Origin of the sequence: Umezawaea sp., from assembly GCF_036375055.1 — a bacterium.
Taxonomy (GTDB): Bacteria; Actinomycetota; Actinomycetes; order Mycobacteriales; family Pseudonocardiaceae; genus Umezawaea.
Genome location: NZ_DASUSQ010000056.1, coordinates 32,628 through 47,800 on the forward strand (window position 1 = coordinate 32,628; position 15,173 = coordinate 47,800).

Sequence of the window (15,173 nt, forward strand, 5' to 3'; positions counted from 1 at the left end):
GCGGCGGGTCGACGAGGAGGCACGGATCGGTCGCGGGGGTCGCCCCCGTCACCTGGCCGCGGCGGCCGCTTGTCCACACCCGTCTCCTACTCGTGAGCGCTGCTCCAACGGTCGCACGGCTACGCCACATAGGACGCCCGTACGGTCCGCGAGGTTGCGCAAAGGGTGACACAGGCGGGTGACGACCGTGGTGATACGGGTCGGTCGGCTACCTGACCAGCGCAGTCGCCCGTGCCCCGTCTTTCGTAGACTGCGACCGGCCCCACACCCCCCATCCAAGGTTGTCACCGTGCTGACCATGCAGGACGCGCTCCTGGCGCTGACCAAGTACTGGACCGATCGCGGCTGCATCGTCGTGCAGCCCTTCAACACCGAGGTCGGTGCGGGCACGCTCAACCCGGCGACGGTGCTGCGGGTGCTCGGTCCCGAGCCGTGGCGGGTGGCCTACGTCGAGCCCAGCGTGCGCCCCGACGACGCGCGCTACGGCGAGAACCCGAACCGCCTCCAGACGCACACCCAGTTCCAGGTGATCCTCAAGCCCGACCCCGGCAACCCCCAGGAGCTGTACCTGGGCAGCCTGGAGGCCCTGGGCATCGACATCCGGGCGCACGACGTCCGCTTCGTCGAGGACAACTGGGCCTCGCCCGCGCTCGGCGCCTGGGGCCTGGGCTGGGAGGTGTGGCTGGACGGGTTGGAGATCACCCAGTTCACCTACTTCCAGCAGGCGGGCGGCCAGACGCTGGAGCCGGTGTCCGTCGAGGTCACGTACGGCATCGAGCGGATCATGATGGCGCTCCAGGGCGTCGACCACTTCAAGAAGATCGCCTACGCGCCCGGCATCTCCTACGGCGAGGCCTTCGGCCAGGCCGAGTACGAGATGAGCCGGTACTACCTGGACGACGCCGACGTCGAGGCCAACAAGCGCCTCTTCGAGGAGTACGCCACCGAGGCCAAGCGCCTGCTCGACCTGCGCCTGCCGGTGCCCGCGCACACCTACGTGCTGAAGTGCTCGCACACCTTCAACGTGCTCGACTCGCGCGGCGCGATCAGCACCACCGAGCGGGCCCGCGCGTTCGCCCGGATGCGCGGCCTGGCCCGCGAGGTCTCCGGCCTGTGGGCCGAGCGCCGCGCCGAGCTGGGGCACCCGCTGGGCGTCGCCGAGACGCCCGCCCCCGCCACCGCGCCGACGGCGTTCGCCACCGTCACCGAGCCCGCGACGCTGCTGTTCGAGATCGGCACGGAGGAGCTGCCGCCCGCCGAGGTGACCCGCACGGTCGCCGCCGTCCGCGCGGCCGTGGAGGACAAGCTGGCCGCCACCCGCCTGACCCACGGCGCCGTCGAGGTGCACGGCACCCCGCGCCGCGTGGTCGTGCTGGTCGCCGACGTGACCCCGCGCGAGCCGGACGCCGAGCGCACCGTGCGCGGGCCGAAGGTGGCCGCGGCGTTCGACGCGAACGGCGAGCCCACCAAGGCCGTGCAGGGCTTCGCCCGCGGCCAGAAGGTCGAGCTGTCCGAGCTGGGCCGGGTGACCGAGAACGGCGTCGAGCACGTCGCGCTGGTCAAGACCGAGACCGGCCGCGGTGCCGTCGAGGTGCTCAGCGGGCTGCTGGCCGAGGTCGTGGCCGAGCTGCGGTCCGAGAAGAACATGAAGTGGAACGACCCGAAGCTGTCGTTCACCCGCCCGATCCGCTGGCTGCTCGCGCTGCTCGGCGAGACCCCGGTGCCGGTCGCCGTGTCCACGCTCCAGGCGGGCACGACCACCCGCGTGCACCGCACGGCCGCCGAGCCCGAGGTGGCCGTGACCGGTGCCGACGGCTACCTGGAGTTCCTCGCGGGCCACGGCATCGACGCCGACGCGTCCGTCCGCCGGGCCGCGATCGTCGCCGCGGCGACCGAGCTGGCGGCGTCCGTCGGCGGCACGGTCGACCTCACCGCCGAGGCCGGCGTGCTGGCCGAGGTGACGAACCTGGTCGAGCGGCCGACGCCCATCCTCGGCGGCTTCGAGGAGCGCTACCTCGAACTGCCGGGCGAGATCCTGACCACGGTCATGCGCAAGCACCAGCGCTACCTGCCGGTGCGCGGAGCCGACGGCGAGCTGCTGCCGCACTTCGTCGCCGTCGCCAACGGCACGATCGACGTCGACCGCGTGCGGTCCGGCAACGAGGCGGTGCTGCGCGCCCGGTACGAGGACGCCGCGTTCTTCTGGCGCGCCGACCTCAAGACGCCCCTGGAGGACATGAAGGCGGGCCTGGCGAAGCTGACGTTCGCCGACAAGCTCGGCTCCGTGGCCGACCGCGCCGAGCGGATCGCCTCGCTGGCGGCCACGCTCGCCGGTCACGTCGACCTCGGTGGCGGCGAGGCGACCCTCAAGCGCGCGGGCGACCTGGCGAAGTTCGACCTCGGCTCGCAGATGGTCATCGAGCTGTCCAGCCTCGCGGGGACGATGGCCCGCGAGTACGCCCGGCGCGCGGGGGAGACCGACGAGGTCGCCCAGGCGCTGTTCGAGATGGAGCAGCCCCGGTCCGCCGGTGACCCGCTGCCCGCTTCGACGCCCGGCGCGCTGCTCGCGCTGGCCGACCGGTTCGACCTGCTCGCGGGCCTGTTCGGTATCGGGGCCAACCCGACCGGCAGCTCCGACCCGTTCGGGCTCCGCCGGGCCGCGCTCGGCGCCGTGAGCATCCTGCGGGCGTTCCAGGGGCTGCGGGCGATCACGCTGCCCGTCGCGCTGTCCGCGGCCCGCGCCCAGCTCGGCCTGGACGTGCCGGAGGAGACCGTCGCGGCGGCCCGCGAGTTCGCCGTCCGCCGCTACGAGCAGGCCGTGCTCGACGCCGGTCACGACCACCGGTTCGTCAACGCGGTCCTGCCGCTCGCCGACGCCCCCGCGGTCGCCGACGAGACGCTGGCGCAGCTCACCGAGCTGGCCACCGACCCGTCGTTCGGGGAGCTCGTCGCGGCGCTCCAGCGCGTGCGCCGGATCGTGCCCGCCGGCACCGCCGCGGGCTACGACGCCTCGGCGTTGACCGAGCCCGCCGAGGTGGCCCTGCACCGGGCGTTCTCCGGTCTCGGCGAGCGCCCGGACGGCCTGGCGGCGTTCGCCGCCGCCACGGCCGTGCTCACCGCCCCGATCAACACCTTCTTCGACGAGGTGCTGGTCATGGCGGAGGACCCGGCCGTGAAGGCGGCCAGGCTCGGGTTGCTGGCGTCGATCCGCGACCACGCCGCGCCGGTGCTCGACTGGCAGGCGCTGGGCACCGCGCTGGCCTGACCACGCAGGCCCTGGTGCGCGTCGCGCCGTGACGCGCACCAGGGACCTAGGGCAGCCAGGACAGGGCCGCCGCGAGCAGCAGCAGGGCGACGGCGAAGACGGCGAACGCGCAGCCCCAGACGGCCGTCGTGGGCTCCTCGCGCCGGTTGAACGGCTTCCACAGCGCGTACACGCCCACCGGCACCAGGACGGCTCCCGCGAGCGTGCCGAGGAAGCCCACCTGGAGGCCGGTGTGGTAGCCGTGGTCCAGCGGCGGCGAGTTGACGTCGATCGGCATCGTGGCCAGCGCCGACACGCCCCACACCCCGAGCACCCACGCCAGCCGGACCCGCGTCCTCGGCAGCAGCTCGTCGCGGATGACCAGGAAGAACCCGACCGCGGCCACGAACCCGCCCACGGGCAGCCAGCCCGCGATGACCGCCAGCACCGGCACCGGGTCGACGAGGTCGCTGATCGCGGGCGCGATCCAGTACCAGAACGCGGGCACCAGCCCGATGAACGCGAAGACGCCCAGGGTCGTCCAGAGCGTCACCTTGCCCGCGGACCACGTCTGCCGAGGCTGCCGTCGCGGCGTGCAAGGCCGGGCGTTCCGCGCCTGCACCTGCCGCCGCTGCTTGCGCCGCCTCTTCTGAGCTGCTGATTTCGCCACGGCCGGAGTTTACGAAAGGGCCCCCGGCGCACCGGGGGCCCTTCGCGGTGGAGCGGACTAGAGGAAGTTGCCGCCGCGGGTGACCGCGCCGTAGGCGTCCACGATGCCGTAGCCGTAGAAGCCGTTGAACCTGGTGTCACCCTCGCAGGTGGCGTCGAACTCGGCCGAGCGGCCGACCGGCACGTACGACACGGTCCTGGGGGCCGGGCACGCGCGGGCGGTGGCGGTCCTGGTGAGGACCTTCTCCACCTTGGCGGGCGCCAGGGTCAGGGTGCCGGGGTGCTTGGCGTCCCGCTTGCCGTACTGGCTGACGATGAGCGCCGCGACGCCGGCCGCGTGCGGGGCGGCCATCGAGGTGCCCTGGAGGAACTGGTAGTAGCCGCAGGTGGTGTCCTCGCAGGCCTTCTTGACGCCCGCGGTGACACCGGCGGCCGTGATCTCGCCCGCGGCGTCGATCGCGCCGTCGGCCAGCGCCACGTTGCGCGGGTACGTCGACAGGACCAGGTTCTCGTTGGTCCGGTACCAGTCGGTGCCGAGGCCGTCGCGGAAGTACCCGCCGGGGGCGGCCACGGAGGCCTGCTCCAGGCCGTAGTTGGAGTAGTCGGCCTTGGCGGTCGACGGGCCGAGCGCGGACACGGAGATGACGTGGTCGCCCTCGGTCGGCAGGTTGAGGCAGGTGGCGTTGTCGATCACGCGGTCGCGGGCGTGGCCGGGCGGGTAGTTCGGGCTCGCCACGTCGGTGCGGGGCTTGCCGAGGTCCTCGTGGTTGTTGCCGCCCGCGCCGATCAGCGTGACGCCCTTGCGGTGCGCGTAACCGAGCGCGCGCTGCACGGCGGCGATGATCGCCTTCTGCTCGATCTGCTCCTCGGCGCTGTCGGCCGGGTTCGCCGCGCAGTTCATGTACCAGGGGTCGACGTAGAACGACATGTTGATCACGTCGAGGCCGATGTCGGCGCCGTAGGTGAGCGCGTCGACGACGGGCTGGAGGAAGAACGAGCCCGCGTCCTGGCCGCCGCGGATGTTGACCAGCGACACGTTGGGGGCCACACCGGAGACGCCGAAGCCGTTCGCCGCCGCGCCGATCGTGCCCGCGACGTGCGTGCCGTGGCCGCCGTCGTCGTGGTTGGCGGGGTCGACGCAGCCGCGGAACTCGCACGGGCCGTCGAACTCGCCGCCGTCGGAGTCGTTCGGGATGTCGATCGTGAAGTTGCGCGACAGCGCGTCGTTGAAGTTCGGCGCGATGTCCGGGTGGGTGCCGTCGACACCGGTGTCCAGGATGCCGACGTAGACGCGCTTGTCACCGGCCTGCTTGGCGCGCGCGATGTCCGAGCGGACCATCTTGAGGCCCCACAGGTCGCCGTCGAGCGGGTCGAGGCCTGCCGTGTTCGCGCCGTTCTTCTTCGGGGAGGCGTTCGGCGTCGTGGTCCTGTTCTCGGACTCGACCTCGGCGCGCTTCACCTGCTCCCGCGTGACCTTCGGCTGCGCCGGGGAGTGGCCGACCGGCTTCACGTGGGCCGCGCCGAGCACGGAGTCGGAGGCCGACACCCGCTCGATGAACCCGGACGCCGGGGCCTTCACCGTCAGCACGCCCACGGCGTCGTTCACGCGGGTGACCTCGCCGCCCGCGGCGCGGATGTCCCCGATCGCCATGTCGCGGTTGCGCCCGTCCTCCAGGATCACCGTGTAGTCGGTGGTGCCCTGCTGGACGGCCGCGGCGGGGGCCCCGCCCGCCGTGTGCGTCCCCGCGGCCAGCAGGACCACCGTGGTGGCCACCACCAGCGCCGAAGGAACGATCTTCCTTGTTCTCACCTGTGTTGTCTCCTCACACCCGAACCGCGACGAGGTCCCCGACCCCTCGTCAAGGGCGACACCCTGACACACATGTGCGGCCCGCGTCAGCGCCGTTGGTAGGGGTCTTCTCGAAACACCGAAGAAACGAAAAGTAGTCGTTCACGTGCGCTCCGTGATGGCGCTTCCGGGGAAAGCGCTGCGCGGCCGTCGCGAAAAAGGTTCAGACCGCCCGTCAAGATGTGCTTCTTTCCCACCTGTGCGCACGTGAGACTTGACGAAAGCACCTCCGGCGGTATGAACTTTCGCATTCTCATATTTGGGGTCACAGACGACTTCAGTTGCAAGGGACTGGCGAATGCGAAGACTTGCACGTGCGGCCTCATGCGGTCTTTTGGTGCTGCTCGTCGCGTCCTGTGGAACGGCGCCCGACGACCGGACCGGCACGACCGGTCTGTCCAAGGCGAAGCCCACGGTCGGCGTGATCCTCCCCGACCGGACGTCCTCCGCGCGGTGGGAGGACCAGGACCGGCCCCTCCTCGCCCAGGCCCTGGGCTTCGCGGGCATCGAGCCGATCATCGAGAACGCCGAGGGCGACGAGGACAAGTTCGCGAGCATCGCGGACGACATGATCAAGCGCGGGGTCAAGGTCCTGATGACCACGCCGCTGAGCCCCGAGGGCGGCGCCGCCGTCGAGCGCAAGGCGCAGGCCGCCAAGATCCCGGTGATCAACTACGACCGCGTCACGCTCGGCGGCACCGCCGAGTTCTACGTGTCGTTCGACAACATCGCCGTGGGAGAACTGCAGGCCGAGGGCCTGCTGTCCTGCCTCGGCGACAAGCCCGGCGGCCAGATCATCGAGATCCAGGGCGCTCCCACCGACAACAACGCCACGCTGTTCGCCGACGGCCAGCGGCGCAAGATGGGGGCCAAGTACGACTCCGGCGCGCTGAAGCTGGTCAAGAGCCAGGCCATCGAGCAGTGGGACCCGGTCATCGGGAAGCAGCAGTTCGAGCAGATCCTCGACGCCAACGCCGACAAGGTCGACGGCGTCATCGCCGCGAACGACGGCCTGGCGGGCGCGGTGATCGAGGTGCTCAAGGCGAAGAACATCCGCGTGCCCGTGACCGGCCAGGACGCCACCCTGGCGGGCCTCCAGGCCATCCTGCGCGGCGAGCAGTGCATGACCGTCTACAAGCCCATCAGGGACGAGGCGGAGGCGGCGGCCCGGCTCGCCATCGCCGTGGCCAAGGGCGACCTCGAAGGCGCGGACGACCTCGCCACCGGCAACCTCCGGGACCTGGTCGCCAAGCGCGACGTGAAGTCGGTGCTCCTGGGTGCCGACCTGATCACCAAACCGACCGTGCGCCGTCTGGTGGCGGAGGGTGTGGTCAAATCGTCGGAGCTGTGCGTGAACGATCTTGTAGCGATCTGCGCAGCGAACAACATCGTTATCAATTAACCCAGCCGCGATTGCTCCGGTGAAAGCCGGGGCAATCGCCGCTTAATCCGGTAGATCATGACGACCGGAGATGAACTCCTGGATCCTGATCTTCATCCGAATGAGTGGTTGTCGGACGCGGGCTTCCCTCCGGTAGGCCCGCCGGAGTTTGCGGGAATCGTCCGCGTACCTCCACCTGGCCCACGGCGAGCCGGGCCTCGCGAGCCGGATCGCCCCGATCTCCGGCAGCACCGGCACCAGCAGGCCGAGCAGACCGGTCCAGATCTTCCCCTTCAGCAGCGCGACGATCGCGAAGCCGATGTTGACCAGGATCGCGAGCAGCCGGAGCAGCACGGCGTCGCCGCCCGTCTGGCCGGGCGTCAGGAAGTCGTCGTAGCCGAGCGGGCGCGCGCCGAGCAGCAGCAGGCCCGTCATGCCGATGGCGAGGAACACCGCGTCGACCGAGAGCCTGCCGTTCTTGGTCCAGTAGACGTCCCTCAGGTGCAGGATGAGCGCGAACTCGTCCAGCACCAGCGCGGCCCCCACGCCCAGCAGCGCGGCGGCGCTCAGGCGCAGCCAGTGCACGTCGTCCGGCGCGGCCAGGCCCGCCACGCCGCCCACGAGCATGAAGACCGTGCCGAACACGACGTGGTGGATGTGCGTGCCGCCGGGCGTGATGTTGCCCGGCCACCAGCGCACCTTGGCGCGGATCAGCCGGACGCTGATCCGGATGAGCACGAACGTGACGACGAGCCCCACGAAGAAGAACAGCAGGCGCTCGCTGCCGGAGCTGACCAGGTCTGGGCCCGCCGACCGCGACAGGGGAACCGACACCGCTGGTGATCCCTTCCGGTGCGCACTGGGGAAATGGACATTACGCCCACGCGTGCGGAGCCCGGTCGGTTCGGTCCGGTCGCGGGCCTAGAAGTGCACGTTGCCCTGGATGTCGCCCGCCTGGAGCAGCTTGCCGTGCACGTCGCCGGTGAGCTGGTTCGTCACCCGGCCGCGCTGCTCGACGGTGGCGGAGTGGCCCCAGTGCCCGCGCAGCCGCTCGCCGAACTCGGGGTCCTGCCGCTCGGCCCGCTCCAGCGCCTCACCCAGTTCGGCGACCTCGGGGGAGTCGGTCGCGTCACCCTCGGCCGCGGCCCGCTCGGCGGCGTCCAGCAGCTCGGAGGCGTCGGGGTCGTCCGCGAACTTCGCCCGCACCAGCTCGTAGAGCCCCTTCACGGCCCTCGTGGCGACCGCGGCGGCGATGGACAGCAGGACCGGTTCGGGCATGGCGGCGCTCCTCGGGCTCGGTCGGCGGTGGCGGTGGACCCGTGGGTGTCCACGTGCGTCGCAGAGTGACCGCGGATAGCCCAGCGTAGCAGCCGGAGCGGTCGAAAAATCTCGGCTCGACGCGCGGAGGTCCCCCGTGGTTGACTGTCCGAGGTCGTAAAAGTTTCTGTGTTCGTGTTTGACCACGCTCGCGGAACGACGTTGCGGGCGCGAAGCTTTCCTCCGGGTCAGGCGGAAGTTGCCGCAACTGCGACTTCGGTCCCAGCGCACCTGTTAGAGGAGAAGTAGCAAGATGGCTGTAGAAGGCACCGTGAAGTGGTTCAACTCGGAGAAGGGCTTCGGCTTCATCTCCCCGGACAACGGTGGCGCCGACGTGTTCGTGCACTACTCGGAGATCCAGACCAGCGGCTACCGCAGCCTGGAGGAGAACCAGCGCGTGGAGTTCGAGATCGGACAGGGCCAGAAGGGCCCGCAGGCCCAGTCTGTTCGTCCGCTCGGCTGATCCGAGTCTCCTGACTCATCGAGTCCCCAGGACTCGCGAGAGCCGCCAGCCCCACCAGGGGTTGGCGGCTCTCGCTTTCCCGTTCCCGACGCGGCGTCCGCGCAAGGTACCGTCGAGATCGTCATCGGACCTGCGGAGGGAGGTGCGCGGTGCGCGCTGCTCGTGCTGCGGTGGTCCTGTTCCTCCTCCTCGCCCTGACGCCCCCGGCACACGCCGCCACGGGCACCTACATCCGGTTGGCCCACCTGGCGGCAGGCACCGGCAGCCAGGACATCACGCTCATCCCCACGGCGGGCACCGCCGTGCGCACGACGGGGGTCGACTACGGCGACCTCCTGGACTACCGGCGGGTCGAGCCGGGGAACTACACCGTCGAGTGGCGGCCACTCGGGTCGGACCCCGGCGTGAAGGCGACCGCCAGCACGGTGGTGAACGCTGGTCAGGGCAGGGCGTACACGGTCGCAGGCCTCGGCAACGCCGACCGGCTCGCCCTGAAGGTCCTGGACGACGACATCACCCTCCCCGGCAGCGGCCAGGCCAGGATCAGGATGATCAACGCGGCCCCGCGCGCCATGTCCGCCGACCTGGTCGACGGGGGCACGGCGATCGTGAAGCAGGCCGTGTACGCCGAGCCGACGCTCTACGCGTCGATCGCCCCGGAGACGACGGCGCTCCAGGTCGTCCCCCGCGGGGCCGAGCCGGTCACCCTGACGGCGGCCATCGAGCCCGGCGGCGTGTACACCGTGGTCGTGCTGGAGCTGGACGGCGAGGTCACCGCGACGATCCGGGCCGACGCGAAGGCGTCCGAGGTCGTGCCCGGCGGCGGCCAGGAGACCGGCTGGGGCGGCATGGCCGACGGCGAGGGCTCGACCGACTGGCCCGTGGTCCCGTTCGCCGCCGTCCTGGTGTGCGCGGCGGTCCTGTGGTCGCGGCGCGACCGGGTCGTGCCGTGAGCAGGGGCAAGATCGCCCTCGGGATCGGCGTGCTCGTGCTGGCGGCGTACGCCGTGAAGCCCGGCGGCGACGAGGCCGTCTCCGCGCCCCGCCCGGTGTCGGTGCGCATCCCGTCCATCGCCGTCGACAACGTGGTCACCCAGACGACCGTGGACGCGGCGACGGGCGTGCTGGTGCCGCCGGAGCGGGCCGACGTGCTCGGCTGGTTCGCCGACGGGGTCGCGCCCGGCGACGCCGGTCCCGCGGTGATCGCGGGCCACGTGGACTCGAAGACCGGGCCGGGCGTGTTCTTCCGGCTGGGCGACCTCAAGCCCGGCGACGAGGTGTTCGTCGAGCGCGCGGACGGCAGCGCGGTGAAGTTCCTGGTGGACCGGACGTACTCGGTCGAGAAGGCGGCGTTCCCCACCGACCTGGTCTACGGCCCGACCCCGGCGTCGGAGCTGCGGCTGGTGACCTGCGGCGGCACGTTCGACCAGACGGCGAGCAGCTACCGCGACAACGTGATCGTCGAGGCCGTGCTCGCGCGCGCCTGAAACCGTTGACCTGCCTCGAACCGGACCGTTAGCCTCGGTTTTCGTGCGTTGGACAACGTTGTCGGTGGTCCTGCTCGCGGTGGCGGGCTGTTCCGGCGGTGGGTCGGCGGTGCCCGGTGGCGGCCCGACGTCGGCGGTCGACCGGCTGCTGGCCAAGGCCCCGGTCGCGGCCGACCTCCCCGCGGGCTCCGCGATGGCCAGGATCAGGGAACGCGGTGAGCTGCTCGTCGGCGGCTCGCTCGACGCGCCCCCGCTCTCGCAGCGGGACCCCGCCACCGGCGAGCCGACCGGTTTCGACGCCGACCTCTGGTGAGCCAGACCGTGGGGCTGCTGAAGGACACCGCCCTCGGGTACGTGGTCAGCTACCTGGAACTGCTCCAGAGCGGTCGAGGGCTGGCGAACCTCAACCACCTGCTGATCCAGACGTTCCTCGTGGTGGCCCTGGTCTACCTCGTGGTCACCGCCTCGCTGTCCGCGCTCGCCCGGCACCTGGAGGCCCGAAGTGCACGTTCCGCTCGCTGAGGTCACGAGGTCGGGTTTCGTGGAGAGCAGGCACTTCGGCAGCGTCGTCGGGCTCGACCCGTCCGGCGCGGTCGTGCTGCGCCGGGGACCGGTCGACGACCCCGTGCTGCCGCGGTCGAGCGCGAAACCGTTCCAGGCCCTGGCGTGCCTGGCCGCCGGGGCGCCGCTGAGCGGACCGGCGCTGGCCATCGCGGCGGGCAGCCACACCGGTCTCGACCGGCACGTGGAGGTGGTCTCGCGGGTGCTCGCCGACGCGGGGCTGACGGCCGACGCGCTGCGGTGCGTCGAGTCGTGGCCGGAGGACGAGCCGACCCGCGACGCGCTGATCCGGGCGGGGGAGGAGCCGTCGAGGATCAGGATGAACTGCTCCGGCAAGCACGCCGGGATGCTCGCGGGCTGCGTCGCGTCCGGCTGGTCGGTCGACGACTACCTGGAGCCCGCCCACCCGTTCCAGGAGCTGGTGCGCGCCGGGGTGGAGGACCTCGCGGGGGAGAGGTCCACGCACACCGCGGTCGACGGCTGCGGCGCGCCGCTGTTCGCGATGACGTTGACCGGGCTGGCGCGGGCGATCCGCGGGCTGGCGGGGACGCCGGTCGCGGACGCGATGCGGGCGCACCCGGAGTACGTGGCCGGGCCGGGGCACGTGAACACCGAGGTCATGCGGCTGCTGCCCGGCGTGCTGGCCAAGGGGGGCGCGGAGGGCGTGCTGGTGCTGGCGACGGCCGAAGGGCACGCGGTGGCGGTGAAGGTGCTCGACGGCAGCCCGCGCGCCACGACGGCCGTCGCGCTGGTGGCGTTGCGGGACCTGGGTTTCGACGTCTCGGCCGCCGCCGAGCACCTGAGCGTGCCGGTGCTCGGCGGCGGCCGTGAGGTCGGTCGGGTCGTGCCGGTCTAGGGGCGGGTCTCGTAGGCGCCGGACAGCGCCTTGACCTGCTCCCACACCCGGCCGAAGCGGGTCTCGTCGACGACCGGCTTGCGGACCTGGCCCAACGCCCAGGCCTGCTGCGCGTCGGTCGAGGACGCCTTGCCGTGCAGGGCGACCGCGTACCCGGAGAAGTCGCGGACCAGGACGTCGAAGACCTGGTCGAGGACGTCGCGGTCGACGCCGGACAGCTCCGCCTGCTCCAGGACGAGCTGGCCGTAGACCACCAGCGTGAACAGGTGGCCCACGTTCAGCAGGAAGTCCAGGTCCTTCTGCTGGTCGGCGTCGGGCGCGGCCGTGGTGAGCAGCGTCTTGAGCGCCGCGGCCTGCTCGTGGAACCGCGCGACGTTCGGGACGTCCGAGAACGCGCGGTAGGGGACTTCCCAGTCGCTGAACCGGATCTGGCCGAGACCGCGGGCGGGCCCCTGGCGGAAGAAGAACTCGTCGTCCGCCGCGTCGTGCCGGGTCGGCACGGGCGCGTACTCGGTGGGGTTGAACAGGTAGTTCGGCATGAACTTGAGCACCAGGGCCAGGTTCACGTGCACCGTGCCCTCCAGCTTGGGCAGGGCCCGGATGTCGCGGGCGGCGCGCGCGAAGTAGGTGTCCTTCTCGAAGCCCTTGGCCGCGATCACGTCCCACAGCAGGTCGATCACCTGCTCGCCCTCGCTGGTCACCTTCATCTTGGTGATGGGGTTGAACAGCAGGTAGCGGCGGTCCTCGGGGGAGGCCGAGCGGAAGTAGTCCACCGAGCGGTCGGAGAACAGCTTCATCGCGACCAGCCGCGCGTAGGCGTCGACGAAGCTCTGCCGCACGTGCGGGAAGTCCGTGACCGGGTTGCCGTAGAGGATCCGGTTGTGCGCGTGCGTGATCGCCTCGTAGAACGCGTGCTCGCTGATGCCGATCGACGCCGTGCACAGGTTGAACTTGCCGACGTTGACGGTGTTCAGGGCGGCGCTGAACGCGTCGGCGCCGCTGTGCAGCAGGTCGTCCTGCCCGATCGGGTAGTCCTCCAGGCGGAACTCGCTGACGAACATCTGCGAGTCGACCACGTTCCGCACGAGGTGGAAGTGCTCGTCCTGGCTGTCCACGGCGAAGAACACGTACCCGTCGGGGCCGTCGACGTCGGCGCGGCGGCCGAAGACCGACACCATGCCCGCGACGTTGCCGTTGCCGATGTAGTACTTGCCGCCGTTGGCCTTGAACGTGCCGTCGCCGTTGGGCGTCAGGACCATGTCGGTGGAGTAGACGTCCGCGCCGTGCTCCTTCTCCGACAGGCCGAACGCGAAGACCGCGCCGTCGTCGAGGAGGTCGGCCGCGCGGCGGCGGGCGGTGGCGTTGTCGCTCATCCAGATCGGCCCGAGGCCCAGGATCGTGACCTGCCAGGCGTACCAGTACTGGAGGCCGTAGAAGCCGAGGACCTCGCTCAGCGCGGCGTTGCGGGCGGCGTCCCAGCGCTTGTCCGGGTGGCCGTTCGCGTCGGCGGCCGGCGTCTGGAACGTCGCGAACAGCTTCTCGCGCTTCACGAAGTCGAGGAACTCGGTGTACCAGACCCGCTCCTGGTCGTCCTTGGTGAGCTGCCGCTTCCCGCGGTCCTCGAACCAGTCGATCGTCGCCCGCAGCAGCCGCCTGCTCTCCTCGTCGAGGTGCTTGGGGTCGTAGCTGTTGGGGTCGAACAGCGAGTCCGCCACCGTGGCTCCCTTCGGGTCGTGTCCGCTCCGCCGCACGCTACCAGTCAGTAACTTAAGCGGGTGGGTGCCGGAGTCCAGGAAATTGTCAGACCCCCGGCGTAGCGTGCCGGACGTCACACTCGGGAGGTGGGATTGATGGGCGACAACAAGGACGAGACGGTTCTGCTCGCCATCGGCACGCGCAAGGGGCTGTGGCTCGCGACCAGCGAGGACGGTCGTCGGAGCTGGTCGATGAGCGGCCCGCACCACGCCATGACGGAGGTGTACGCCGTGGCGATCGACACGAGGGGCGCCGTGCCTCGCATCCTCGCGGGCGTCACCAGCGAGCACTTCGGTCCCAGCGTCTCGACCAGCGACGACCTGGGCCTGACGTGGCAGGAGCCCGACCACGCCCCGATCTCGTTCCCCGAGGGCACGGACACCTCGCTGGCCCGCGTCTGGCAGATCGCGCCCGGCCCCGAGGCCCACCCCGAGGTCGTCTACGCGGGCACCGAGCCGTCGGCCCTGTTCCGCTCCACCGACGGCGGCCTCACCTACTCGCTGGTCGAAGGCCTCTGGAACCACCCCCACCGGCCGGACTGGTTGCCAGGAGGCGGCGGTCAGGCCGTCCACACCGTCCTGCCGCACCCCACCGACGCCGAGCGCGTGCTGGTCGCCATGTCCACCGGCGGCGTCTACCGGACCGCCGACGGCGGTACCACGTGGGCCCCCGCCAACACCGGCGTCAAGGTCAGCTTCATGCCCGACGAGTACCCGGAGTTCGGGCAGTGCGTCCACAAGGTCGCCACCAACCCGGAAGCCCCGGACCGCCTGTACCTCCAGAACCACCACGGCGTCTACCGCAGCGACAACGGCGGCGACACGTGGGAGTCCATCGCCGACGGCCTGCCCACCGACTTCGGTTTCGCCATGGCCGTCCACCCCCACCGGCCGGACGTCGTCTTCAGCTTCCCGATCGAGGCGGACGCCCGCCGGTTCCCGCCCGGCGCGAGGTGCCGCGTCTACCGCACCGACGACGCGGGCAAGTCCTGGACTGCCCTCTCCGAGGGCCTGCCCGACGAGGGCTTCTACAGCTCGGTCCTCCGCGACGCCCTCTGCGTCGACACGGCCACCCCGGCGGGCGTCTACTTCGGCTCCCGCACCGGCGAGGTCTTCGCCAGCGCCGACGAGGGCGACCACTGGCACCGCGTGGCCGAGCACCTGCCCGACGTCCTCACCGTCCGAGCGGCGGTGATCCGGTCATGAGAGTCGTCGTCCTGGTCCCCGGCGTCCTCAGGTCGGTGGTGAACGGCAACGCCAAGCTGGAGCTGGACGTGGCCGAGGCAGCCACCCTGGGCGCCACCCTGGACGTCCTGGCCGCCCAGTACCCGCTGCTCGACCGCCGGTTGAGGGACGAGCGGTCAGCCTTGCGCCGCTACGTCAACTTCTACGTGGACGGCGAGGAGTGCCGCCGCCTGGCGGGCACCGAAACAGTCCTCCACGACAACTGCGAACTACAGGTCCTCCCATCGGTAGCAGGCGGCTGACCACACCCCCTGCCACAACCCCCTGCCCCAGCCTCCCGCCGGCCGGACCGCGGAGTCCTCCGGCCAGCGGGAGCGGGTGGCGGATGCCGTGTGCACTCCCGCCGTC

At 71.3% G+C, this 15,173-nt stretch carries 15 protein-coding genes; 10 read left to right on the forward strand and 5 right to left on the reverse strand.

Annotation, left to right across the window (positions count from 1 at the left end):
• The first annotated feature begins 298 nt into the window (after positions 1-298).
• Positions 299-3,265 (forward strand): glycine--tRNA ligase, encoded by a 2,967-nt coding sequence (locus tag VFZ92_RS16400; RefSeq protein ID WP_330876812.1) that lies wholly within the window; start codon positions 299-301, stop codon positions 3,263-3,265.
• A gap of 46 nt (positions 3,266-3,311) precedes the next feature.
• Here VFZ92_RS16400 and VFZ92_RS16405 read toward each other — a convergent pair whose 3' ends face one another.
• On the reverse strand, positions 3,312-3,914 hold the full coding sequence (locus tag VFZ92_RS16405) for a hypothetical protein (protein ID WP_330876798.1): 603 nt from the start codon (positions 3,912-3,914) through the stop codon (positions 3,312-3,314).
• A gap of 57 nt (positions 3,915-3,971) precedes the next feature.
• Positions 3,972-5,723, reverse strand: coding sequence for a S8 family serine peptidase (locus VFZ92_RS16410; protein ID WP_330876799.1), 1,752 nt, complete (start codon positions 5,721-5,723; stop codon positions 3,972-3,974).
• A gap of 376 nt (positions 5,724-6,099) precedes the next feature.
• Between VFZ92_RS16410 and VFZ92_RS16415 the strand changes: the two genes are divergently transcribed.
• On the forward strand, positions 6,100-7,164 hold the full coding sequence (locus VFZ92_RS16415; RefSeq protein ID WP_330876800.1) for a sugar ABC transporter substrate-binding protein: 1,065 nt from the start codon (positions 6,100-6,102) through the stop codon (positions 7,162-7,164).
• 42 nt (positions 7,165-7,206) lie between these two features.
• Here VFZ92_RS16415 and VFZ92_RS16420 read toward each other — a convergent pair whose 3' ends face one another.
• A complete protein-coding gene (locus VFZ92_RS16420; RefSeq protein WP_330876801.1) occupies positions 7,207-7,977 on the reverse strand; it encodes a hypothetical protein in 771 nt (256 codons plus the stop codon).
• Between the two features lie 87 nt (positions 7,978-8,064).
• A complete protein-coding gene (locus VFZ92_RS16425; protein WP_330876802.1) occupies positions 8,065-8,421 on the reverse strand; it encodes a hypothetical protein in 357 nt (118 codons plus the stop codon).
• 292 nt (positions 8,422-8,713) lie between these two features.
• Here VFZ92_RS16425 and VFZ92_RS16430 point away from each other — a divergent pair, with 292 nt between their 5' ends.
• The 6 genes from VFZ92_RS16430 to VFZ92_RS16455 all read left to right on the forward strand — a co-directional run bounded on the left by VFZ92_RS16430 (position 8,714) and on the right by VFZ92_RS16455 (position 11,826).
• Positions 8,714-8,923, forward strand: a complete 210-nt coding sequence (locus VFZ92_RS16430) for a cold-shock protein (protein ID WP_106192998.1) — start codon at positions 8,714-8,716, stop codon at positions 8,921-8,923.
• A 149-nt stretch (positions 8,924-9,072) separates the two neighbouring features.
• Positions 9,073-9,876, forward strand: coding sequence for a DUF4397 domain-containing protein (locus tag VFZ92_RS16435; RefSeq protein ID WP_330876803.1), 804 nt, complete (start codon positions 9,073-9,075; stop codon positions 9,874-9,876).
• Entirely contained in the window at positions 9,873-10,409 is a 537-nt protein-coding gene (locus VFZ92_RS16440; protein ID WP_330876804.1) for a class F sortase, read from the forward strand. Before VFZ92_RS16435 ends, VFZ92_RS16440 begins: the two co-directional genes overlap by 4 nt.
• Positions 10,410-10,452: 43 nt before the next feature.
• Positions 10,453-10,722 (forward strand): hypothetical protein, encoded by a 270-nt coding sequence (locus VFZ92_RS16445; protein ID WP_330876805.1) that lies wholly within the window; start codon positions 10,453-10,455, stop codon positions 10,720-10,722.
• Positions 10,719-10,931 (forward strand): hypothetical protein, encoded by a 213-nt coding sequence (locus tag VFZ92_RS16450; protein WP_330876806.1) that lies wholly within the window; start codon positions 10,719-10,721, stop codon positions 10,929-10,931. Before VFZ92_RS16445 ends, VFZ92_RS16450 begins: the two co-directional genes overlap by 4 nt.
• Before the next feature lie 19 nt (positions 10,932-10,950).
• Positions 10,951-11,826: an asparaginase gene (locus VFZ92_RS16455; RefSeq protein ID WP_330876807.1), complete on the forward strand. Its 876-nt coding sequence runs from the start codon at positions 10,951-10,953 to the stop codon at positions 11,824-11,826.
• On the opposite strand, the gene VFZ92_RS16460 is transcribed toward VFZ92_RS16455, so the two are convergent.
• Positions 11,823-13,541: an acyl-CoA dehydrogenase gene (locus tag VFZ92_RS16460; protein ID WP_330876808.1), complete on the reverse strand. Its 1,719-nt coding sequence runs from the start codon at positions 13,539-13,541 to the stop codon at positions 11,823-11,825. The two genes, VFZ92_RS16455 and VFZ92_RS16460, sit on opposite strands and share 4 nt — an antisense overlap.
• A gap of 135 nt (positions 13,542-13,676) precedes the next feature.
• Between VFZ92_RS16460 and VFZ92_RS16465 the strand changes: the two genes are divergently transcribed.
• Both VFZ92_RS16465 and VFZ92_RS16470 read left to right on the forward strand, forming a co-directional pair.
• The gene (locus VFZ92_RS16465) at positions 13,677-14,786 is read left to right on the forward strand and encodes an exo-alpha-sialidase (RefSeq protein ID WP_330876809.1); all 1,110 of its coding nucleotides are present in this window, start codon (positions 13,677-13,679) and stop codon (positions 14,784-14,786) included.
• Positions 14,783-15,067, forward strand: coding sequence for a MoaD/ThiS family protein (locus VFZ92_RS16470; protein ID WP_330876810.1), 285 nt, complete (start codon positions 14,783-14,785; stop codon positions 15,065-15,067). The genes VFZ92_RS16465 and VFZ92_RS16470 overlap by 4 nt, the downstream gene beginning before the upstream one ends.
• The last annotated feature ends 106 nt before the right edge of the window (positions 15,068-15,173 follow it).